A 22,875-nucleotide genomic window follows, 5' to 3' on the forward strand; every position below is an offset into this window, starting at 1 on the left:
TACGAAATTCATCGCTGCTTTTTTGAAGACGATAGGGGTCTACTCTCTTTAGGGGTTCCTTTTTTAATTGCTTTTTGATTGGAATTGTGATGACATAACTCTTGGAATTTAAAAATAAAAAGAGCCAACTTTTTGAAAGTTGGCTCTTTAGTAAATTCTAATGTGATCGTTATTAGTTAGAAGTATTCCACCATAATGGTGTTTTTAAGCGAATTAAAGGATCGTTTGGAGGCATGTTTAGGTAATTTCGATCTTCCTCGTTATACTCGTACATCATTCCCTGAATCCATTCATCATCACCAGGAAATATGTCAAGATTGACATTAACTGGTCTTTTTAAACCGGGATAGATCTCATCACTGTAGTCCATTCGTCGCATATCCACCCATGTTTCTGGATTGAGCATATTGGCAATATACTTTTGAACCATGATGGAGGATAAATTGATTTTGGTTGGACCAACTTCTGTATCCAACAAGGCCAAATAAGCAGTCATCTCGCTCGTTGGAACGTTTAGTTTTTGCATATCAGCCTGAACACCTTCTTTAAATGCAGCATAAGCACCTGGCAAATCATTTTTTCTGAAACGAGCTTCTGCTTCAATAAACTTTACCTCACTATAGGTAAACATATAAGTAGGTGCGGTTGGACTTGTATAAAATCCGCCGTTTCCTTTTGAATAGTTGTCTCCAGAATCTCCATCCAGTCCACGGCCTACATCTAGACCAACATAGCCTCCATTAACCGCTTCAGGAACAATAATCGATAATCTAGGATCCTCAACTGCTACTTCTAAATCCAACGGATTTTTCAGAAGGTTGACAAAAAACGTTGAAAAATATCTGAATCGAGAAGATCCATACCCACCTTCGGCAAATGGTTGTCTTTGGTTTTCAGCTTCACCACCTACAAAGTCTTGTTGTGCATTTAAAGCATTGGAATTGATTCCAGCTTCGCAGGCTGCAATAATAGCATCGGCGTCATAGGCCATATCTCCTGAAGTTTTCTTACTTAAGTGATTTAAGTAACGCGCTTTTAAGGATTTTGCGAATCGGATCCACTTTTCTTGATCGCCTTCATAAAGCACATCGCCACTCTCAACATTAAGTCCGATTGGACTTGAAAGTTGAAGTTCTAAAACAGCTTCGTCCAATAGTCTGAAAATAGTTTTATAAGCTTCTTTTTGAGTCACAAATTTAGGTGTAATGTTCATATTGGATTCACCATCATAAGTGTCTTCCGTTACAATATCACCATATTGATCTGTGGTCATCCCAAAAATATAGGCCCGCAATATTTTGCCTACAGCGGTATAATTTGGCGCATCATACTTTTTGCCCAATACAATCAAATCGGCCGTATTTGGCAATCCGTACACATAAGCGTTTTGCCATAAAAAGTAGCGCCCGGTAGTAAAATTGTTGGTCCACGAGTTAGATTCATAGGCAGCTGTGTGATGTGCTGCGTACTGTGTAACCCCTATTATTTCTCTCGCACCTCTATATTGGGCCGTACCTGTCGTGTTTTCAATAGCTCCTTGTATTCTGAACTGTGGCGCTAATGAAGTTGTTGTAGGAGCAGTTACTGAACTGTTAACATCAAAGTAGTCTTCACTACATGACGTTGCCATTACTGCTAATGCAATGCATGTATATTTTAAAATTTTCATAATTGTTATTTTTTAAAATCTAAATTTTAAACCAAAATCGATTCCTTTCACATTCGGAGTTCCAAGATTATCAATGTTCATGGAACCAGCGCCAGCAATACCAGCACCAAATGTATTGACTTCAGGATCTACACCGCTGTAATTGGTAATCGTAAATAAATTACGGCCAGTTACATAAAGTTCTAAACCGGTTAATGAGAATTTCTCTAAAACATCGGTTGGAAATCTATAGGATAAAGTTACATATCTCAGCCTTGTGAATGAACCATCTTCAACGAAATTCTCAGAATTTTGTGAATAATAATTTTGGTAGTAGTTCTGATCTTTTTCTACCGGAACGGTATTCGTATTTCCGTCGACATCAACGCCTGGCAACACTACCATTTCATTTCTGCCATCAATGGTGTTGGTGCTGAGACCGTAATAGGCCAATGCTGATTCCGTTGCATTGTAAACATCGCCACCTTGCACGAAGTCCAATAAGAATGACAAGTTGAAGTTTTTATAGCCTACAGAATTCGAAATGCCCAAGGTCCAATCTGGCGATCTATTCACGTCATCATAAGTTTGGTCTGTTAATGTTGGCAACCCATTGGAATTGATGATGACATCACCATTTTCATTTTTTACTGGGCGCTTTCCACGCAATCCAAATAATGAACCATTCAAAATAGCGGCTCCAGCAGCGGAGTTTCTAAACGTCCATGAATCAGAAAGGTAAACTTCAGACAGGAAGCCAGGTAATTCTTTTACCTTACTTTTATTGGTGCCAAAGTTGAAATCTAAATTCCAATTTACTTTGGAAGTTTTAGGAAGCATTTGTAGTCTTAACATGGCTTCAACACCGCTGTTGGTAATGGAACCACCATTTAAGGTTGCATAAAATGTTCCTGTAGTTGGCGGGACTCTAATGTCTCTTAAAATTTGATTATCAGAGGTACTGGTGTAATAAGTGAAATCCAATCCTATGCGGTTTTGAAAAAAACGAATGTCGGTTCCTATCTCAAAACTGTTAGTAAATTCAGGCTCCAGATTAGGGTTTCCAACGTTAACCCCATTCCACGTATAAGCTGAACTTGCCAATCCATTGATATTTGTTCCTAAAGAACTTTCTAAGGCTCCAATTGGTGCATCTTTACCAACTTGGGCCCAAGTAGCTCTTAGTTTAAAATAAGTTAAGCCTTTGTCAGAGGTAATATCATTACCGTAAACTTTGAATAAATCACTGACTACGGCAGACATCCCTACAGATGGGTAAAAGAAGGATCTCTTATCCTGTGGAAGGGTTGATGACCAGTCATTTCGCCCGGTTAGGTTTAAAAATACGGCGTTTTTCCAGCCAAATTTTACTTCTCCAAAAAGCCCTACGATTCTTTTTCTTGTAATCAACTCTGAAATCGTTTGATTTTCTTTAAGGATATTTCCAATACTATAAATTCCAGGTGCCAGAAATGAGGTACCAGAGGTGTAAGTGGTTCTCACATCGAGTTCTTCAACAGAATTACCGATCATCCCGTCAAAGGAAAAATCTTCAGTGATGTTTTTTTGATAGGTTAAAAAGATGTTGGAAGTTAAACGTGTATGGTCTTTTTCATATTGACTGATATAACCATCTTCCCTATTTTCTATAAAAGAACCATCTCCTGTAATTTTCTTATTAAACTCAGTGTAGTTATCCGTTCCTATTTTATAAGATAAATTAAAATCATTTAAGAACTTATAGTTCAGGCTTATAACACCAATTAACCGTTTAGTTTCATCGGTATTAGGGCTGTTGTGGACACTCCAATAAGGATTGTCGAATTGTTGGTCTAAAAAAAATGATTTTTGAGAGCCGTCTTCATTTAAATAATCTTTGGCATTGACATCACCAGGATAGGCCAACAAACTACCAAAGCTACTCCCGGAGGCATTCCCTTGCTTACTGCTGGAAATATCCGTAGTGATATAGTTTGCGGAGATGCCAACCGTAAAATTATCGGTAACATTAGAATTCGCATTTACCTTGAATGATGTTTTATCATAACTCGTGCCTTCTATGACCCCTTTTTGTGATAAGTCGCCAATGGACATATAAATATTACCTTTTTCAGTTCCTGAAGAATAACTCACGTTATGATTTTGGGTGGTGGCCGATTTATAAAAATCTTCAATATTATTATATATTGGTGTGCCTGCAGCTATCGGTAATCCAAATGATAACGGCGATTCTGGATCATAAGTGATACCAGCTGTAGTTCTAATTTGGGCACCTTTCCCATAAGTGGTTTGAACGTCAGGCGTGCCAATAACTTTGTCTGAAGAGATAGAGCCGGAATAGGTAACTGTGCTCACACCAGCTTTTCCTCTTTTGGTAGTGATGATCACGGCACCACCGGCAGCTTGAATACCGTATAATGCAGCGGCTGCAGGTCCTTTAAGAACAGAAACGCTCTCAATATCTGCAGGGTTGATGTCAGAAGCCCTGTTGGTGCTTGCTACTTCTAAACTAGAACTCGTAGAGTTGTCAATAGGAATTCCGTCAACCACAAATAAAGGTTGATTGTTGCCTGTAATAGACGATCCTCCCCGAATTAAAATAATAGAGGAAGAGCCCGGAGCACCACCAGAATTTGTGACCGTCACCCCAGAGACTTTACCCTGAAGACCATTAACCATATTGTTCTGGTTACCTTCAAGAAGAGCGTCAGACTCTACAGCCTGTACAGCATAGCCTAATGCACGCTTCTCTTTTTTAATTCCTAAAGCTGTAATGACCACTTCGTCCAGCACATCACCAGGTTCAAGAGAAACATTCAATGATCCTGTGGAGGGGGCTTTAATTTCTTTGGTCTGATAACCAATATAAGAGAATACAAGGGTAGAATTTGCTTCGGCTTCAATAACATAATTGCCATCAAAATCCGTTACGGTGCCCACTGAGGTTCCCTTAATAAGTACACTAGCGCCAAGCAAAGGTAAATTGTCGTCGCTTGATTTTACAGTTCCAGTAACTTTTATGCTTTGGGCAAACGCGCTTTGCGCAAAGCATAAAACGACCAGGAAATGCATAAAAAATTTTCCTTTCATAATAAGTGAGTTTTGATAAAGTTATGTATCAAATATAAATGAATATTTTAGAAACCGCATAAAATATGCATAAATAATGCATCTATTACGCAATAAAAGGGCATTTTGATTAGTTAATCCGTAATTATAAGAGCAAAGACATGCATTTATAAATTGAGATTCTTAAATATTTAAATTTTATTATTACTTTTCAGAAAATTTGAATAAAAGTTATAGTGTGAATGAAAAAGAATGATAGGCAGCAACTTATAATCGACATGGTAATGTTGCAGCGAAAAGTGCTTTCTGATCAATTGTCGTTAGAATTAAATGTTTCTGGTGATACCATTAGGAGAGATTTGAATGAATTGGATGACAAGGGCATGTTGACCAAAGTTCACGGCGGTGCGGTTTCGTCAATTCAAAAATTATTTCACTACAATGAGAATGCTGTTTTTAATAGAGAGAAAAAGAAAATGATTGCTGCTAAGGCTGTTCCTTTATTAGAAGAAGGCATGGTGGCAATTTTGACTGGGGGTACTACCAATCTCGTATTTGTTAGCAACTTACCGAAAGATTTGAAGGCCACAATTTATACGTTTAGCTTAGAGATTGCCTTGCAACTGACCGATCATCCCAATATCGAAACTATTTTTATTGGCGGAAAAATTCGTAAGAAATCAATGGTAGCCATAGGGATTGATGTCTTTCAAAATCTATCAAGGGTCCATGCCGATATTTGCTTTATTGGCGCAAGTGGTATTACTTTAAATGAAGGAATTACAGATGAAGGTTATGAAATTGCGCTAATTAAAAAAGCCATGATTGAGGCTTCAGATAAGGCAATTTCCTTGATCACGTCCAACAAGCTTAGTATAAGGCACAACTACTCTGTCTGTCCACTTTCTGAAATTGATGTGATTGTGACAGATTTAAATGCCGATAATACACTGTTGGATGCTTATAGAATGGAGGAGCTTTTGATTTTGTAATGATGATAGGGAAGGAGCAATTTAATGGCAACTAAGATATATTAAATTTTACGAAGTCTTCCAATTCTTAAAGATGCGTTGGTCTAATTCGCAAACTGCTTCACGAATGTAACTTGTGTTCAGTCTGTTTTTGAAGCCCAGCAGAACCTCTGTTCGTCTGGCTCACTTAATGGCGTTGGGTAAATATGGTATTTAAAATATAGCATTTCATTCAAACTCTCGGAACCCGTATTCTTTAATCGCATCCAAATCATTTACACTGATTCTTCCGATTATCCTTTTTCCACTTAAACAAAAACAGGCATTACAGAGTTGTGGCGTTCCATTGGTGTCGATTTTCACGTTGTAGAGTTCAATATCTAAATCATCAAGATATTCAATTATTACGTCTGCTAATTCTTTATCAGTATCAGGATAGCCCCAAGAATCGAAACAATAGGTTTGATTGTATAAAACAAGAACACCATCATTTAAGTCATCATCTTTAGAGCAGCTCCATACGGTTATTCCAACGGTTATAATTAAAAGGAGGTTTTTCATGATTATTTGGTTTTCTCAATTATATGTTACTGTTCAGGCTGTGATCTAGCGCGCCCAGAGCCATTCCAGTTATATGCTTCCTAAATCAGGCCGTGACTTCAATAAGGTCTAAGAAATTTTTTACTTGCTGAGAGGTCAATGTCCATAAGATAACTAAGTTCTGCCCATTCTACGACGTCATAATTTTCAAATTTATTTTTCCATTCAAATTCCTTTCCTTCTGGAACTTTGAACCTTATAATGCCACTATTCAAATCTATATTGTGATTACCATTCAATTTGAATTCGGTCATAGATACCAGCCAATCTTGTTGGTATTTGAGGTTGTGCATGTCAAAAAGTTTTGGGAATAGCCATATTTGGTTCGTCTTTTAATGTAAATAACCTGATACAAACCAATCTAGACCGTCGTTGGTGTAACTTTTAGCGTTCAAATTATCTAAAATGAACTGTAGGTTTTCAGATGGCAGTTCAGATGTAAAGGACAAGGAGCTGATGTTATCAACTTCGAGCTCAAATTGATTGATGAAATTAAATAGATTTTGGATTTCTGTTCCACTCTTAAGCCCAACGGATACTTCTCCGGCGACAAACTCTCGGGTGTTTTTATCGGAATCATCAGATGAACATGATGTTAAAATTCCTATGATTGCTAAGAGAATAAATGCTTTTTTCATAATCATCTTTTGCTAATAGATTCATTTTATGTGGTTTGGTTGCGTCAAAATTCTGACTAATTTTTTTAGTACAAGAAAAGTCAGAGCATCATTTATTTCAGGAGATTCAATCTTTTAAAAGCAAGAAGTGTTAAATCTGACCTTTGTTTTATAAATAAATCAACATCAAATTCTTCTTGAGGTTCCAAATTTGTGGCAAATATATAAGTGGTGCTCTTTATTTCAATATATCCAACAAACCACCCATTGTAGTGTCCATTCTCATTTGAAAGCCCCGTTTTTCCGCTGAGTTTATATTGGTCAGTTTCCTCAATACGCATAATATGTTTCATTATTTTTTCTGTTCTTCCCGCAATTGGAAGTTCAGAGTTGTAGAGTCTTTTCAAGAAGTCGATTTGTTGCATTTGGCTAATTCGGGATTGGCCAACCAACCAGAATGTGTCAATATGTAGTGCGTCGATTGTTAAGTTTCCGTAGTTTAATTTATCAACGTAATTATTCATCCGTTTAACGCCTATTTCTCTGGCTACTTCTTGATAGCAAGGTACACACGACCACTGAAAAGCGTTTTTCAAAACTAAATCCTGTTCCCAGTTTTTTGACCATTTCTTTTCCCCATCCCATTTGAAGATAGTGCTGTCACTTTCAATCACACCGGTTTCAACACCTATAATTGAATTAGGGATTTTAAACGTTGAGGCTGGCAAATGTCCCATACTTGCCCATTTAAAGTCATTTGAATAATAGCGATCCTCGTTTAAATCATAAATTAAAATGGAACCTGCAACTTTAGAAGAGTCAAGGATGGCTTGCAATTCTGGTTTCAGGATATGCGTTTTGACGGAATTATCGATGTTTAAAGGTTCTGCTTCTTGCTTTTCTTTGCAAGAAATCAATAGGGCTAGAAGCACGATTAGTGTTGTTAAACGCATTTTGAATTATAAATTGTTAGTGTGTGTTTGGTTGTCTATCACGCTGATATTTCCGCTTGCCAATATTCATAGCTTTTCACTTCTCCGTCGTCCATCTTAAAGTCATATGATATGAGATTGGCTTCACAAATTTCAAAGTCGATTTTATATTTAAAAAGCTCTCCGTCATAAGAAAATGTGTGATATTCTCCATTTTCTCCACATAAATCAATTCCTACAGGTAGTGATTTAACAAATGCGCTATCTATCTCTTTGCCAATAAAACTCTGGTCTAATTTGTCTGCTTGTGTTACAATAATTTTTGTCTTAATTCCTGATTTCAGAAACTCGTGCATGACTTCTTCGGACGTCTTGCCCCAAAGTGGTTCAACAACTTCAATTCCTAAAGGATGAAGTTTGCTTTCTCGATACAACTTTACATCTGCCAAAAAGATATCCCCAAAAATAAAATGAGTTACCCCTTGATTTTTAAAATGTCTGATTGCTTCGGCCATTCCTTCTTCATAGGTTTTTTTGCCCTCTGAAAGTGGTACAGAATAAAGCGAGATTCCAATGCTGTCAGCTTGTTTTAATAAGAATTTTAGAGGAATAGCGTGAATCGACGATGTCAATGTATCTTGGTTGATTGTTGTCAATAGTGAAACAACCTCAAGTTCGTTTTCTTGAAGTGTCTTTAGAAGTGCTAATGCAGAATCTTTTCCGCCACTCCAATTAAATACTGCTTTTTTTCTTTCTGTCATAGTTTCTCTTGCTCGGGTTGCTCTTATTTATATTTATGTGTACTGTCCTGCCGGAACGTCCCAGACATCTGCGCTTATCAAGTACCAATTGGAAAATTCTTGTTATTTTTAAGTAAGACGGATTTGGTAATTGCTTATCCATATTAGGTGCAGTTTTGTGTTATTTCAGTCGTGTTACAATTCTACAATTCCAATATTATGTCATTTTAAATAGGGAAGTAAAAGATAACTTGCTTTGGCTGGAATTGAATATTCATATCTTTTTTTTCTTATTTTATGCCATTGCTGATTTGATATTTCTCCCAAATATATACTGTCAATTTTTTTCATCAAAATCAATGCTTTGGCAATTCCTTTTAGAGTTGTTAAATAAGATATTCTATGTTCTGCTTGATGTTCATCCCAAGTTGGAGGTAAATGCTTGTGGCTTATAAATTGATTTCTATTGATCTTAAAGTGATTATCTTTAATAAACTTTTCGAAATCTTTGAATTCGGATTCCAATGATTTTACCTTGCTAGTGGCAAAAAAGAAATTTACTTTTCCATAGCTTTTATGACTTAATTCGGACAATCTTGATATTATTTCGCTTTGAATTTTTTTTTAATTAGATTTATCTTGTTTAATTCTTGGTTTGTTCTATTTTCCATTAAATTATCAGTTTGTAATTCATTGCTTAAAACATAGAAATCACGCATTAAAGTCCAAGACTGAATGATTTCTCCAACTTCTCCTCTTAAATTAGATATTACATTTTCAGTTTCGGTTCTTTTAAATATAGATTTACCCATTTAATTCAAATTGCAACTAACATTTAGACACACACAGTACATATCTTTTTTATATTCATATAATTTCTCAAATTCCATCCTCGAAAATAATATAAATGAACCGTATATCCTATAATTGACTCCACCAACGGCTCAGTCTGCCTCTAATCAAAAAAACCATCCTCAAAACTCCAAACCCCATAAATTAGCTGTATTTTTGCACAAAATTTAAAGGAGTGACCTAAATTCATAGTGTTTGCTTCGTAAACACATTTTATGTCATTTAACTCATTAGGATTATCTGATGCTTTGCTTAAAGCAGTCAGCAAACAAGGCTATACATCGCCTTCACCAATTCAACAAAAAGCCATTCCGTTAATTTTAGAAGGAAAAGATGTCTTAGCATCGGCACAAACGGGAACGGGTAAAACAGCAGGTTTTACACTGCCACTATTACAACTTTTATCACAAGGTCAACCTTTGCGCCAACGCCCAGTGCGTGCTTTGGTATTGACCCCAACCCGTGAATTGGCGGCACAGGTGTATCAAAACGTGAAGCAATACAGTACTTTTTTAGACATTAGAAGCACCGTTATCTTTGGAGGTGTCAACCAAAACCCGCAAGTAGCAACGCTTCGCAACGGTGTGGACGTACTGATTGCCACACCAGGACGTTTGTTGGATCTGCATAATCAGCGCTTATTGTCTCTCGCCAACGTTGAGATTCTCGTATTGGATGAGGCCGATCGTATGTTGGATATGGGCTTTTTGCGGGATATCAAAAAAATAATGGCCATCATGCCAGCAAAACGTCAAAACCTTTTGTTTTCGGCAACGTTCTCGAAGGATATCAAAGCCCTTGCAAATGATATTCTTAATCATCCGGTATTGGTAGAAGCAACTCCTGAAAACACAACGGTGGATGCGATCGACCAACAGGTCTATCGTGTTGCTAAAGGTTTAAAGCCTGATTTATTGGTGAAATTGATTTCTGATGGCAATTGGGAACAAATCTTGATTTTTACGCGTACCAAACACGGCGCGAATAAATTGACGAAAAAACTGATCGACAATCGAATTAGCGCCATGGCCATCCACGGAAATAAAAGTCAAGGTGCTAGAACCAAAGCCTTAGACGGCTTTAAAAGAGGAACGGTGCGTGCCTTGGTGGCAACTGACATCGCAGCGCGCGGATTGGATATTCCATTATTGCCACACGTAGTCAATTTTGAACTTCCTAATATCGCTGAAGATTATGTACATCGAATTGGTAGAACCGGAAGGGCAGGCGCCAGTGGCTTGGCCGTTTCATTGGTAAGTGCAGATGAAACAAGCTTCCTTCGTGATATCGAAAAACTAATAGGGGAACGGATTCCGGTAGAAATCGTAGAAGGTTTTGAACCAGATCCAAATGCATCTACAGAGCCAATCAAACAAGGACAAGGACGTGGCAATAGGCCAAAATCGAGTAGGTCAACAACTTCTAAAAAGTCGAATTCTGGTAGTCAAAGCTCTGGTAATTCCAATAGAAACAGAAATAGGAATAGACGGAATTAATAGTGAGGATGAATTTGTAACGAAAGTGACAAGTTCAAACGTAATTTTAACCGAGTTCACAAAAAATACGAAAAAGAAACGATAAAAGAGAACCTTCAAATGTTGACTCCAACTTTAAAAGATAAAATAATTGCCGTTTGTGAGGCAAAGATTGCTGCAAAAGGTACAAACGTTGGTTTGTCCTTTTATGCATTCTTTGCCAACAAAAATGATAATCCCGAAATGTTAATGGAAGCTGCCACGTGGTGGATACAAACGCACCAGTTGGATCATTTTGAGAAGGCGGTGAAGATATTGGCAATGGTGAAGGGTTAAGAGGATTCTCTGGCAGAGCCGCGAACGCGCAGAGTGACATTCTAAAATCCAAATTCAAATTATCAAATTACAGGTTTTTCAACAATCAATCAAAGACGAAACTCCAAATTATAGAAGAATTGTCTGAAGATTTTTTAATTTAGCAGTCAATGCCAATCAACGTTCTGTTTTTTCAGTATAAGATTTAAAAATTGTTAAAACATATCTTATTTGTTAGTCCGAAATCTTTAACACTTTTAGAAACGAGAAACGAGAAACAAGAAAACTCCAAAACATGCAACCCAATAATCCATTACACGGTGTAAAACTAGAGCAGATCATCAATGAATTGGTGGCGCATTATGGATGGGAATATATGGGCAGCATTATTAAAATCAAGTGTTTTAATGAAGATCCATCAGTGAAATCCAGTTTAAAGTTTTTGAGACGTACGCCTTGGGCACGAGACAAAGTGGAAGTCATGTATTTAAGAATGTTACAAAAAAAACGCTAGAATTCTACGGGTTTTCCTATCTCCATAATGTCGTCAGTATTTAGCGCTTTTAGGGTTAGAACATCAGGTGTGGTAGCCATACGCACTATCTTGAACTGCGAAAATCAAAGAAAACTTCCTCTTAAATATGGAATATGCGTAATGCGATAAAACCAGCCACTTTTTCCTGTATCATGAAGCTTTCTGATCTTTAGCGCCAAAGTAAGACTAATGAAAATAAACCAAAATAAACAGAAGGTTTCAGCCGCTATAATTCCCGCTAAAAATGCGAGGAGAATGATGATCAGGATATGAAAGAAATAAATACCCGATAGTCCGTCCGTCTTGTGTAAAGTCGGATTTTTTTTTGATGGCGTCTAAATACCAGTGCATAAGAGGTTGGATGTGTTGCGGCAAATGCTAAACTAAAAAGATTTCTGATTCATCAACTCAAATCATCCGGAATTAGATGAACGGTTAATTTTCTTTATACGGATAGATGAGTTTAAAGGTGTCGTTAACGCTTTGATGCAAAATGGTCGCATGATTTTCATTTGGTAAAAACAGAAATTCTGCTTTGAGATTTGGCTTTCCCGAGTTTTTCAGAAGATTGGCTAAACTTTTCGCTTCCCGCTCCATAACCTCGCCTTCCGTCCCTACCGAAACATAGACGTTTACTGGCATCTTTTGATGGGCACCCAAAAACATTTTGGCATCTCTAAGTAGCGTTTCGTTATCCCACCACAAACTTGGACTGACAATTATATAATCCGTAAAAAGTTTAGGTCTTTTGAACAGTATTTCTGTGGCGAGCAAGCCACCCAAAGATTGTCCGATGATCATTTTTTGTGCATTGGTTGAATAATTCGCTGTGATAAAAGGCTGCACTTCGTTTTCTATAAAGTCAATAAACTTCCTGGAACCTCCAGTGGTTGGGAAGTCCATTTTCAACTTCTTATCCATGGTAGGAAAAGTAAAATCTCTTTTCCTGTCGATATTTGCAATCCCCACCACTATAGTTTTAGGCATATTCATCTGCAAATTAAAAAACTGAACTAAGCCCACTATATGTATAAAATCTTCATGCATACTGCCATCCAAAACATAGATTACTGGATGTTTTAAGGTGTCCGAAACTTTATAGCCGTCTGGCAAATAAATGTTGAGTGTTCTTGACTCTGATAGAATTTTTGAATCGATGTTGATCACTTCACCAATGGTTAATGGTGTTTTGGAACTTTCCTTTAAAGTAGACTGTGCTTCCGCAGATGTTAGGCCAATGGTAATTAAAAGAAATGTGATGTAAAGATATTTCATTATTGGGATTGTTTAAATGGATTTGTATTTGTAGAAACGTCCCAAATATAATGTATTGATGGGGTTTTAATGCGGTTTTTAACTTTTTGAAATAGGAATTTCACATCTATTTCTTAGACACGGATGATATCAATTTACTATTCTTTAGAGGTAGATTCCACAAATTATACGGATTTAATGATCTCACTAATTTTAAAGAATGATTTAGAAAGCAATTTGGAGCGATGTTCATCCTGAATTCAACAATTTTACAGATTGTATTTATTAAAAACTGAACGCCATCTTTAATGATAGACAGCGCTAGTCTTAATTCTTGATTCCAGAAGTCCCGATTTTTCGGGACGATCTTAAAGTTTTTCTAATCTTCGTCCTCCTCAAAAAACGCAATAGTGGCATCAAACTCAGCATCTTTAAACTCATCGCGGCTGATCCAATATTCAGAAGTAGTCATGATATAAGAATTGTCTCCCGTAGATTTTAATTCCCATACAATGTCCTTGGCTTCATCAAAGGCTTCTTTTCCCGCCAATTGGTCGGCATACAAACGTTTGATGACGTTGTTGTTGGCCAAGGTTTGGTCCAAAATTTTTAAGATGGCTTCTTTGGTGATGTCTTGGTTGGGCGTTATTTCAAATTCGATAATTGTGGCCTTTGCACTCGGAAATGTTCCGTTATAGGCTTTATGCAACAATTGGTTGATATTAAAAAGCTGATGGTGCAAACTAATATCACTGTATTCTTCAGAAATCTTATCGAGCAACATATCGTGCGACATCTGGTCAATTTGCCCTTCATTTAAATGCGCTGACAATTTATAATCCAAGAGTATTGCAGCGGCTTCATGGCCCTCATAATCGGAGATGGCCATAAAAAGCAGTTCTTGGAGCTCTTCCGGTTTTGAGTTTTGGGCATCCGGGAAACCAAAACGCTCCAAAAGTTCTATATAATCGGCATTCGTCCATGCCTCTTTAAATTCTTCAACAGTTTTTACACTATTGATAATGATATGATAAGTCATAATTACTTCTTTTTTAATTCAAATAAATCTTTTCTTCTGTCTTTCAAATTTCTAACGCTACCAAATTGGTTCAGCTCTCTTAAAAGATCAATATCCACATCAGCAATGAGGATCATTTCGGAATTCTGTGTGGCTTCTGCCTTTACCCCATTGGTAGGAAACGCAAAATCACAAGGTGTAAATACGGCAGATTGCGCGTATTGAATGTCCATATTTTGAACATTCGGCAAATTACCTACGCTTCCTGCAATGGCGACATAGCATTCGTTTTCAATGGCTCTGGCTTGTGCGCAATGGCGGACTCGAGAAAAACCGTTTTGAGTATCGGTTAAAAATGGTACAAACAAGATATCCATGCCTTCATCTGCCAAAATACGACTCAATTCAGGAAACTCCACATCATAACAAATGAGGATGCCAATTTTGCCGCAATCGGTGTCAAAAGCTTTCAACACGTTGCCACCAACCATGCCCCAAACTCTGGCCTCATCTGGTGTGATATGTAATTTTTCAAAACGTTCTGTGCTACCATCCCGTCGGCATAAATAACCCACATTAAAAAGTTGGCCATCTACCACTTCCGGCATACTGCCGGTTATGATATTGATATTGTAAGAAATAGCAAGTTTTGAAAAACGCTGTACCATTTCTGGAGTATGCTTTGCCAATTCTCTGATGGCTTCAGGAGTTGATAAGTGATTGTTTCCCGCCATTAATGGGGCGTTGAAAAACTCAGGAAATAATGCAAAATCACTTCGATATCCAGAAACAGAATCAATGAAAAATTCAGCTTGCTGCATCATTTCTTCAATGTCTTTATACAATCGCATTTGCCATTGTACCAATCCGAGGCGTACAACCTTCTTGATGGTGGTTGCCTTTTTTGATTTTTTCTCGTAGTAAATATTACTCCATTCCAACAACACCGCATAATCCTGGGAAGAAGCATCACCTTCGAGATAATTTTTCAGAATACGTGTGGGATGGAAATCATTGGAGATTTGGAAATTAAGCACGGGATCATGAATTTCCTTACGTCGTACCTTATCGATGTATTGTTTGGGTGTTAATGTATCTGCAAATTTGTGATAGTTGGGAATGCGGCCACCAAATGCCAAACCTCTCAGGTTTAAACGTTCACACAGTTCTTTGCGATAGTCATACAAACGTCGTCCCAATCTTAAGCCTCTGAATTCTGGTTTAATGAACACATCAATTCCGTAAATCACATCGCCGTTGTTATTATGGGTGCTGAAGGTGTAATTTCCCGTAATGTCTTTATAGGTATGGTTGTCATCAAATTGATCATAATCAACGATAATACTCAAAGCGCAACCTGCAATTTGATTGTTTATTTTAATGACCACCTGACCTTCTGGAAACTCTTCGGTCAGTTTTTTAATTTGATGCTCTTGCCAGAAGGCATCAGGCATTGTGGTATAAGAAGCAATCATCGCTTCTTTTAACTCTTGGTAATCTTCTAGGTTTAAATATTTTAATTCGATATTTTCAATGTCTTCCATGGTGTGATTCAATCTTGGTTGGTTTTCTGCAAAGATAGTCGTTTGGACATCTTCATTTTGTTTTATTTTAAAGTCTTAATACCTTCGTAAGCTACAATGGCCACGGCATTGGCAAGGTTTAAACTGCGCACATGTGGACTAAATAATGGTATTTTGTAAAGATGTGCTTTATGGGATTCAAGAATAGTTTTGGATAGACCTACAGACTCCTTTCCAAAAACTAAAAACAAATGATCCTCAAATGGAATGTCCCAATAGTCTTTGTCGCCATGACTTGATAGAAATGCCATTTTTTTATCGTGATGTTCCTCAAAAAAGATGGCGACATTGTCATAGGTGCGAATGTTGACGTGTGGCCAATAATCTAATCCGGCACGTTTTAAACGGGCATCGGTAATTTCAAATCCGAATGGTTTTACCAAGTGCAAATGTGCTCCGGAAGCTAAGGCTAATCTGCCGATATTTCCCGTATTATTTGGGATTTCAGGTTCGATTAGTACGATATTTAATGGCATAAATAAAGGATGTTATTTAAAATAAATGGTAGTTTAAGAAAATTGTTTATCAAAAGTTATTTTTGGCAATTCGCGCTATTTATAACCAAAAAGAAACCTATTCATTAAATAAGAATAGGTTTCTTTTTTAAAAATACGAAAAATCATTTTTTCGATTTTTGATCTTTTATCGTTTTTTTGTCAATATCAAACGTATTGGTGTCCATTTTTGTATCCGCTGTCGGATTTGTAGGATTGGTTTGATCTTTAGTAGTTTTAAACTTTTTATTATCTTTTATAATTCCCATGATTTCTATGTTTTTAATTGAATCATAAGATAAGAAAATCATCAGCGATTTCTATTAAAACTATCATAAAATACGTACCTAATTATTAAAGGATCGTAGAGCCGTAAATGATGGAACAAAGTCTTGGACAATTAAAGTTATAAAACTGTTGAAGAATAACTTCAAAATTGGGATACCTTTCCTATTTCATTAATTTCTATTTCATTTGGATTTTTTGGATCTGGACCATATTGGTTGGGACCTTTATCACCTTCTGTTAGTAATAAAACCAGTAACCAAATACTGCCAATTAAAGGGATTAAAGCTATAAAATAGAACCATCCACTTTTATTGACATCATGCAATCTTCTAACTACGACGGCTATACTTGGAATTATAATTCCAAGGAGATAAATAACATAAAGTCCAAAAAATGCCTCAGTATCGGTTAGGGTCGCTAAAGTTCCAGAAATCATGGCAACGCCAATAATAAAAAGACAATTAAATAATACAAACATCCAGTATTCTTCACGTCTGGCACGTCCTTTAAAATTTGCATAATTGTCTCTGACTACTTTTAAATACCATTTCATAAGTTGATTAGTTTAGGGTTGATTAGGGGGGCAAATATATATTTTAATTTAGAATAGAGCGAACGAAGTTACCGATATTATCTGTAGTATTGCTTGTAAGATCTTTAATGAATGCACTTCCAATAATGGCACCTTTTGCATACGTAGTGGCTTGCGTAAAGGATTCATGATCAGAAATTCCGAAACCTATGATTTGCGGATTATTCAGGTTCATATCAGCTATACGTTTGAAATAATCTGTTTGAGTGTCTCCAAAACCAGAACTGCTTCCAGTAACACTGGCGCTACTTACCATATAAATAAAACCTTTTGAAATGGAATCGATAAAACGAATGCGCTCCTCGGAAGTTTGTGGTGTAATCAAAAATGCGTTGATGATGTCATGTTGCTCAAAAATAGCTTTATAGTGCTGGTTATAAACATCTACGGGCAGATCTGGAATAATAAGTCCGTCAATGCCAACTTCGGCACATTTCTTACAAAATGCTTCCACACCGTATTGCAAAATCGGATTAAAGTATCCCATAATAATGAGTGGAATTGTGACTGTTTTTCTGATGTCTTTAAGTTGTTCAAAAAGAAGTTCTGTAGTCATCCCATTTTTTAAAGCTTGGGTTGAACTTGCCTGAATGGTTGGTCCATCCGCCAAAGGATCACTAAAAGGCAATCCGATTTCTATCATTTCCACACCGTTTTTTTCCAAATCTTGGATGATGCCTGCTGTTTCATTGAGATTTGGGTAGCCGGCGGTGAAGTATATTGAAAGTAGCTTTCCGTTACTGTTTTCTTGTAGTTTTTGATTTATTCTATTCATGTTCACTTCCCGCGAAAACGGGAATCATTTTTAGTTAAACTTCATTCCCGCGAAAGCGGGAATCTCATCTTGTTAATTTCAATTTTAGTTCTTCTCCTTTTGATGGAGGATTGGCTTTTACCTTCCGTATTCAGTTTCTTAATAGAAACTGAATACACTTTCCGTTTAAAAAAGGAAGGAATTCTTATTAGTAGCACTTTAATCACAATTATTATTCAAATCAGCCGTGACCGCATTAAGGATTGCTCACGATTTAATTATTAATCGAATGTTGTCGGAGCTGATAGAAGCGAGCGACTATCAAAAGCGCAACCCATTAACATGACATCCTAACACTAATTAAAACATTACAATTTAAAGTGCTTTATATAAGTCTCCAAATCCTTATCGCCACGACCTGACAAACTAACCACAACGATGGCATCAGGTGGAAACTTTTTATGTTGAAGAACGGCCAAGGCATGAGAACTTTCAATGGCCGGAATAATTCCTTCCATTTTACAGAGTTCCAAACCTGATGTCATAGCATCATCATCGGTAATGGCTATGAATTCTGCCCGTCCACTTGTGTACAAATGGGCATGCATAGGTCCTACACCAGGATAATCCAATCCCGCAGAAATACTGTAAGGCTCGGTAATTTGCCCATCTTGTGTTTGCATTAAAAGTGTTTTACTACCATGAATAATCCCTTCCTTTCCTAAAACGGAAGTAGCCGCACTTTCACCGGAATGTACTCCTTTCCCGGCTGCCTCCACGGCAATAAGCTTGACGTCTTTATCCTCCAAGAAGTGATAAAAGGCCCCCGCAGCATTACTGCCACCACCCACACAAGCCACTACATAATCGGGTTTTGAGGTGCCTTCTTTTTCTTTGAGCTGCCATTGGATTTCTTCAGAAACAATAGCCTGAAAACGCGCCACCATATCTGGATAGGGGTGCGGGCCTACCACGCTGCCTATAATATAATGGGTGTCCACAGGGTTGTTGATCCAATCGCGAATGGCTTCATTGGTTGCATCCTTTAAAGTACGGCTCCCAGAAAGTGCAGGAAGAACTTTAGCGCCCAGCATTTTCATTCGGGCGACATTGGGCGCTTGTCGGGCAATGTCAATTTCGCCCATGTAGACAATACATTCCAATCCCATCAGGGCACAAACCGTTGCTGTGGCCACGCCATGCTGACCAGCGCCAGTTTCCGCAATGATTCTATGCTTGCCAAGACGTTTAGCCATTAATATTTGACCAATGGTGTTGTTGATTTTATGAGCACCCGTGTGGTTAAGATCTTCGCGCTTCAAATATATTTTGGTATGGTATTTCTCACTTAATCTTTTTGCGAAGTAGAGTGGGGAAGGACGGCCTACATAATCTTTAAGCAGCGCATTGAATTCTTCTTGGAATTCTGGTTCTGCCATAACTTTTAGATAGTTTTGGCGCAATTCTTCCACATTGGGATAAAGCATTTCTGGAATGAATGCGCCACCAAATTCCCCATAATATCCTTTTTCGTCGATGTTGTATGTCATAATGTTTGTTCCTGCGAAGGCAGAAATCTTGCTTTTTTGAGACTTCACGGGTTTTCAAAACCTTTGAGGTCAGGGTTAATGTTATGTTTAAATTTTTTTAACAATGCGATGTTTTTCAATCCGGGTTCCATCTCGAATTTACTGTTGACGTCGATGGCGTGGCAATACTGAGATTCCTGTTTTTGCAGGAATTTGGCGAGCTTGTCTGCTTCCTCCAAGCCAATCCCTCCGCTTAAAAAATAAGGTTTGGTGGAAGGGTAATTTTTCAAAACTTCCCAATTGAAAGCATACCCGTTGCCGCCCGGTAATTTCCCTTTGGTATCGAACAAATAATAATCACACACCAATTCGTAAGGCTGTAATTTGTCAAAATTGAAATGGTTTTTGATGGAGAACACTTTAATTATTCCAATTTGTACGTCATTGCGAGCGAAGCGTGGCAATCTTTTTTCCTTTATAGAGCTCACTTCGTCAATTCTCTCTTCAAAAAGACGTCTTAACTTCAAGCAAAACTCCGGTGGTTCCTCCCCATGCAACTGCACCAGATCCAAACCGTGTTTTTTTGTCTTTTCTAAAATTTCCTCAATTGACGCATTCACAAATACGCCCACTTTCTTAATATGTGAAGGTAATTCTGGAATGGTACCATCGAAAAACCGCGACGATTTTTCATAAAATATAAATCCAAGATAATCGGGCTGGAGCAAAGCAATTTCAGCGATATTGTCGCTGTATTTCATGCCGCAAACTTTGATTCTTACCCCAGCTTTCTCAAAAGGAGAGGGGGTTTGATCCGGAATGTTTATGGTATTTTTGCTGCTCATTTAAGTCTTGGTTAAACTGAGTTTTATATAAGTAATGCCCTCCTTTTTTGGAGGAATTAGAGGAGGTTTTTAATGAATGATTTTGCACTTTCTCCTGCATTATCTGTTTTCATGAAATTTTCTCCAATTAGAAAACCTTGATAGCCGTATGGTTGTAATTCTTTGATAGCTTCAACGTTGCTGATACCGCTTTCTGAGATCTTTATAAGATCGTTCGGAATTAACGTGCTCAAATGTTTGCTTGTTTCGAGACTGACCTCGAAGGTTTTTAAATTTCTATTATTAACGCCCATCATGTCTAAACTGGGCATGACAGATTTGTGCAATTCTTCCTCGTTATGGATCTCTAGAAGCACTTCGAGGGTTAGGTTTTTTGCCAGTTCTGACAATTGCTTAATTTCTTTTTGGGTTAAAATAGCAGCAATAAGCAAAATAACATCGGCGCCATACGCTTTGGCTTCCAATATTTGGTACGGATCGATGATAAATTCTTTTCGTAACAATGGTAAATTACAACTGGCCCTTGCCAATAGTAAATCGTCTAAAGAGCCCCCAAAATATTTCCCATCGGTCAAAACCGACATCCCGCAAACTCCAGCAAATTCATAACCTTGCGCGACGTCAAATACGTTGAGGTTTTGATTTATAATGGACTTCGATGGCGAACGACGCTTGTGTTCAGCAATAATGCCTGAATCACTATTCTTTAAATTATCAACTAGAGAAATCGTTTCTCTTTCAAACAACACCGATTGCTCCAATTGTGAAGTAGGAATAATTGATTTTCTTAAATCAACTTCTTTTCGTTTATCAGTAACTATTTTATCTAGAATATTCATTTTTTTCAATCTTGTCTTCAGTCTTCCCGCCTCCGCAAAAGTTTCGGACGGGCATGCAGTCTTCAGCATCTGATTTATACTGCGGACTATTTTTTACTTAGTTCAACCAATTTATTAAATTTCTCGTTTGCTTTACCGCTTAGCAATGCCTCCTTTGCCAATCCAAAACTGTCTTCCTCAGATTTTTTGGTGACTGTCGCAATGGCCATCGCGGCATTGGCGCAAACCACATTATTTTGTGCTTCACTGCCTTGACCATTTAATATTTGGGTAAAAATATTAGCGGCACTCTCTATAGAATCTCCACCGTAAATATCGCTTTGCTTTAAAATCTCTACGCCAAAAAAGTCCGGGGAGATAATGGTTTCTGAAGTATTGCGAACCACCTTGGCTGGCCCTGTCAATGAGATTTCATCATAACCATCCAAAGCATGCAGAATGGTGTAGTTGATAGCTGTGTTTTGGTAGAGATAGCTATACATTCTAAGCAATTCCAAATTGAAAACACCCACCAATTGATTTTTTGGAAATGCCGGATTGACCATCGGTCCTAACATATTGAAAAATGTTTTCACCGCTAAGTCCTTACGGATGGGTGCCACATTTTTCATGGCAGGGTGGAAGAGTGGCGCGTGTAAAACGCAGATACTAGCCTCGTCCAAAGACCGTTTTAGAAAATTAATATCTGAAGTGAATTTAATGCCCAAATACTCCATGACGTTCGAAGAGCCACAAGCAGAAGAAACGCCGTAATTGCCATGTTTGGTTACATTGACGCCTGCTCCTGCAGTGACAAAAGATGCTAAGGTAGAAATATTAAAAGTGTCTTTTCCATCGCCGCCAGTGCCGCATAAATCGATGCCGTTGTATTCGTCCAAATCTACGTGTAGGCATAATTCCAAAAGTGCATCCCTAAAACCTTGCAATTCTTCAATGGTGATGCTTCGCATCATATACACCGTAAGGAAAGATGCTATCTGGCTTTGATTATAATGTCCTTTCGAGATATTGACCAAGACGTGTTTCGCTTCTTCGCTAGAGATGCTTTCTTGGTTGATGAGTCTGTTGAGTATGTGTTTCATATTACTTCCTGCGTAGGCAGGAATCTTTTATTGTTAAACTTTATTCATTCTATATTAACTAAGGTTTGGATTATGTAAACCCTTCTCTTTTTTTTTCCTGCTTCCGCGGATTCCATCCACCTTCCATTTAAAAGGTGAGAATTTTTACAACTACTTAATTTTTGACATCTTTTATTAGATTTTACATTTTAAAACTGAAGTAGTTACTTTCCCATAACTTCAAGGATTAGCGCTGTAGATCTTCTGAGATTCCTGCCTTCGCAGGAATGCGAATCCAATTTTCCAATATCTTTTTCCCATCTGGTGTCAACACCGATTCGGGATGAAATTGCACTCCTTTTAAATCGTATGTTCTGTGGCGCAAGGACATCACCTGACCATTTTCATCATAGGAAGTAGCCTCCAATTCATCAGGAAGACGAGGATCAACTACCCAGGAGTGGTAACGTCCAACTTCAATGGTTTTATCCAATCCGTTGAAAAGAGATTCGTCGGTAACGCAACTTGTGACTTTGGTGGCCACACCATGATATACATTATCTAGATTGATTAAGGTGCCACCATAAACTTCACCAATGGCTTGCTGACCTAAACATACGCCCAAAATACTTTTTGTAGAAGCATAGGTTTTAATGATGGCTTTGAGCAATCCGGCTTCGTCAGGAATTCCTGGTCCTGGGGATAGTACAATTTTTTCAAAGTTGTCTACTTCTTCAAGTGTGAGTTGGTCGTTTCGTTTTACAGTGACCTCGCAACCTAAATCTTCAAGATAATGAACGAGATTGTAGGTAAAACTGTCGTAATTGTCTATAACTAGTACTTTCATTTCTATTGCCCGCGAAG

At 37.6% G+C, this 22,875-nt stretch carries 26 protein-coding genes; 4 read left to right on the plus strand and 22 right to left on the minus strand.

From position 1 onward, the window contains the following. Window positions 1-172: 172 nt before the first annotated feature. Window positions 173-1,669 (minus strand): SusD/RagB family nutrient-binding outer membrane lipoprotein, encoded by a 1,497-nt coding sequence (locus tag G525_RS0106280; RefSeq protein WP_027125395.1) that lies wholly within the window; start codon window positions 1,667-1,669, stop codon window positions 173-175. Between the two features lie 12 nt (window positions 1,670-1,681). Next, window positions 1,682-4,738, minus strand: coding sequence for a SusC/RagA family TonB-linked outer membrane protein (locus tag G525_RS0106285; protein WP_027125396.1), 3,057 nt, complete (start codon window positions 4,736-4,738; stop codon window positions 1,682-1,684). Between the two features lie 221 nt (window positions 4,739-4,959). Between G525_RS0106285 and G525_RS0106290 the strand changes: the two genes are divergently transcribed. Continuing rightward, window positions 4,960-5,709 (plus strand): DeoR/GlpR family DNA-binding transcription regulator, encoded by a 750-nt coding sequence (locus G525_RS0106290; protein WP_027125397.1) that lies wholly within the window; start codon window positions 4,960-4,962, stop codon window positions 5,707-5,709. Between the two features lie 207 nt (window positions 5,710-5,916). Here the strand turns inward: G525_RS0106290 and G525_RS0106295 are convergent, their stop codons facing one another. From G525_RS0106295 to G525_RS0106325, 7 genes are all read right to left on the minus strand, one after another. Beyond that, complete coding sequence (locus G525_RS0106295) at window positions 5,917-6,249, minus strand: hypothetical protein (RefSeq protein ID WP_027125398.1); 333 nt, start codon at window positions 6,247-6,249, stop codon at window positions 5,917-5,919. A 98-nt stretch (window positions 6,250-6,347) separates the two neighbouring features. Then, window positions 6,348-6,581, minus strand: coding sequence for a hypothetical protein (locus tag G525_RS0106300; protein ID WP_027125399.1), 234 nt, complete (start codon window positions 6,579-6,581; stop codon window positions 6,348-6,350). 39 nt (window positions 6,582-6,620) lie between these two features. Further along, window positions 6,621-6,926, minus strand: coding sequence for a hypothetical protein (locus G525_RS0106305; RefSeq protein ID WP_157491894.1), 306 nt, complete (start codon window positions 6,924-6,926; stop codon window positions 6,621-6,623). Between the two features lie 92 nt (window positions 6,927-7,018). Then, window positions 7,019-7,858, minus strand: a complete 840-nt coding sequence (gene blaOXA, locus G525_RS0106310) for a class D beta-lactamase (RefSeq protein ID WP_027125401.1) — start codon at window positions 7,856-7,858, stop codon at window positions 7,019-7,021. A 38-nt stretch (window positions 7,859-7,896) separates the two neighbouring features. After that, window positions 7,897-8,598 (minus strand): Dph6-related ATP pyrophosphatase, encoded by a 702-nt coding sequence (locus G525_RS0106315; protein ID WP_027125402.1) that lies wholly within the window; start codon window positions 8,596-8,598, stop codon window positions 7,897-7,899. Window positions 8,599-8,799: 201 nt separating this feature from the next. After that, window positions 8,800-9,102 (minus strand): hypothetical protein, encoded by a 303-nt coding sequence (locus G525_RS0106320; RefSeq protein WP_157491895.1) that lies wholly within the window; start codon window positions 9,100-9,102, stop codon window positions 8,800-8,802. A 77-nt stretch (window positions 9,103-9,179) separates the two neighbouring features. After that, complete coding sequence (locus tag G525_RS0106325) at window positions 9,180-9,389, minus strand: hypothetical protein (protein ID WP_027125404.1); 210 nt, start codon at window positions 9,387-9,389, stop codon at window positions 9,180-9,182. 255 nt (window positions 9,390-9,644) lie between these two features. On the opposite strand from G525_RS0106325, the gene G525_RS0106330 reads away from it, so the two are divergent. The 3 genes from G525_RS0106330 to G525_RS0106340 all read left to right on the plus strand — a co-directional run bounded on the left by G525_RS0106330 (window position 9,645) and on the right by G525_RS0106340 (window position 11,733). Then, window positions 9,645-10,925, plus strand: a complete 1,281-nt coding sequence (locus tag G525_RS0106330; protein ID WP_027125405.1) for a DEAD/DEAH box helicase — start codon at window positions 9,645-9,647, stop codon at window positions 10,923-10,925. A 99-nt stretch (window positions 10,926-11,024) separates the two neighbouring features. Further along, window positions 11,025-11,240: a DUF6500 family protein gene (locus G525_RS0106335; RefSeq protein ID WP_035479169.1), complete on the plus strand. Its 216-nt coding sequence runs from the start codon at window positions 11,025-11,027 to the stop codon at window positions 11,238-11,240. 274 nt (window positions 11,241-11,514) lie between these two features. Continuing rightward, on the plus strand, window positions 11,515-11,733 hold the full coding sequence (locus tag G525_RS0106340; protein ID WP_027125407.1) for a VF530 family protein: 219 nt from the start codon (window positions 11,515-11,517) through the stop codon (window positions 11,731-11,733). 104 nt (window positions 11,734-11,837) lie between these two features. On the opposite strand, the gene G525_RS22885 is transcribed toward G525_RS0106340, so the two are convergent. The 13 genes from G525_RS22885 to G525_RS20450 form a co-directional block, all read right to left on the minus strand. Further along, complete coding sequence (locus tag G525_RS22885) at window positions 11,838-12,038, minus strand: DUF805 domain-containing protein (protein ID WP_084647718.1); 201 nt, start codon at window positions 12,036-12,038, stop codon at window positions 11,838-11,840. A 151-nt stretch (window positions 12,039-12,189) separates the two neighbouring features. After that, on the minus strand, window positions 12,190-13,029 hold the full coding sequence (locus G525_RS0106350; RefSeq protein ID WP_027125408.1) for an alpha/beta hydrolase: 840 nt from the start codon (window positions 13,027-13,029) through the stop codon (window positions 12,190-12,192). A gap of 358 nt (window positions 13,030-13,387) precedes the next feature. After that, on the minus strand, window positions 13,388-14,047 hold the full coding sequence (locus tag G525_RS0106355; protein ID WP_027125409.1) for a hypothetical protein: 660 nt from the start codon (window positions 14,045-14,047) through the stop codon (window positions 13,388-13,390). A gap of 2 nt (window positions 14,048-14,049) precedes the next feature. Then, complete coding sequence (locus G525_RS0106360) at window positions 14,050-15,570, minus strand: carbon-nitrogen hydrolase family protein (RefSeq protein WP_027125410.1); 1,521 nt, start codon at window positions 15,568-15,570, stop codon at window positions 14,050-14,052. 62 nt (window positions 15,571-15,632) lie between these two features. Further along, window positions 15,633-16,085: a tRNA (cytidine(34)-2'-O)-methyltransferase gene (locus G525_RS0106365; protein WP_027125411.1), complete on the minus strand. Its 453-nt coding sequence runs from the start codon at window positions 16,083-16,085 to the stop codon at window positions 15,633-15,635. A gap of 143 nt (window positions 16,086-16,228) precedes the next feature. Continuing rightward, entirely contained in the window at window positions 16,229-16,372 is a 144-nt protein-coding gene (locus G525_RS22380; protein ID WP_169514431.1) for a hypothetical protein, read from the minus strand. Window positions 16,373-16,533: 161 nt separating this feature from the next. After that, on the minus strand, window positions 16,534-16,944 hold the full coding sequence (locus tag G525_RS0106375; protein ID WP_027125412.1) for a DUF805 domain-containing protein: 411 nt from the start codon (window positions 16,942-16,944) through the stop codon (window positions 16,534-16,536). Window positions 16,945-16,987: 43 nt separating this feature from the next. Then, complete coding sequence (gene trpA / locus G525_RS0106380; RefSeq protein WP_027125413.1) at window positions 16,988-17,758, minus strand: tryptophan synthase subunit alpha; 771 nt, start codon at window positions 17,756-17,758, stop codon at window positions 16,988-16,990. Between the two features lie 347 nt (window positions 17,759-18,105). Beyond that, a complete protein-coding gene (gene trpB / locus G525_RS0106385) occupies window positions 18,106-19,287 on the minus strand; it encodes a tryptophan synthase subunit beta (RefSeq protein WP_027125414.1) in 1,182 nt (393 codons plus the stop codon). Window positions 19,288-19,331: 44 nt separating this feature from the next. Continuing rightward, complete coding sequence (locus G525_RS0106390; protein ID WP_035479214.1) at window positions 19,332-20,027, minus strand: phosphoribosylanthranilate isomerase; 696 nt, start codon at window positions 20,025-20,027, stop codon at window positions 19,332-19,334. Window positions 20,028-20,167: 140 nt separating this feature from the next. Further along, a complete protein-coding gene (gene trpC, locus G525_RS0106395) occupies window positions 20,168-20,950 on the minus strand; it encodes an indole-3-glycerol phosphate synthase TrpC (protein ID WP_027125416.1) in 783 nt (260 codons plus the stop codon). 86 nt (window positions 20,951-21,036) lie between these two features. Continuing rightward, a complete protein-coding gene (trpD, locus tag G525_RS0106400; RefSeq protein WP_027125417.1) occupies window positions 21,037-22,032 on the minus strand; it encodes an anthranilate phosphoribosyltransferase in 996 nt (331 codons plus the stop codon). 226 nt (window positions 22,033-22,258) lie between these two features. Further along, complete coding sequence (locus G525_RS20450) at window positions 22,259-22,858, minus strand: anthranilate synthase component II (RefSeq protein ID WP_051209830.1); 600 nt, start codon at window positions 22,856-22,858, stop codon at window positions 22,259-22,261. Between the last annotated feature and the right edge of the window lie 17 nt (window positions 22,859-22,875).

The sequence above is a fragment of the Gelidibacter mesophilus DSM 14095 genome (assembly GCF_000423005.1).
GTDB lineage: Bacteria > Bacteroidota > Bacteroidia > Flavobacteriales > Flavobacteriaceae > Gelidibacter > Gelidibacter mesophilus.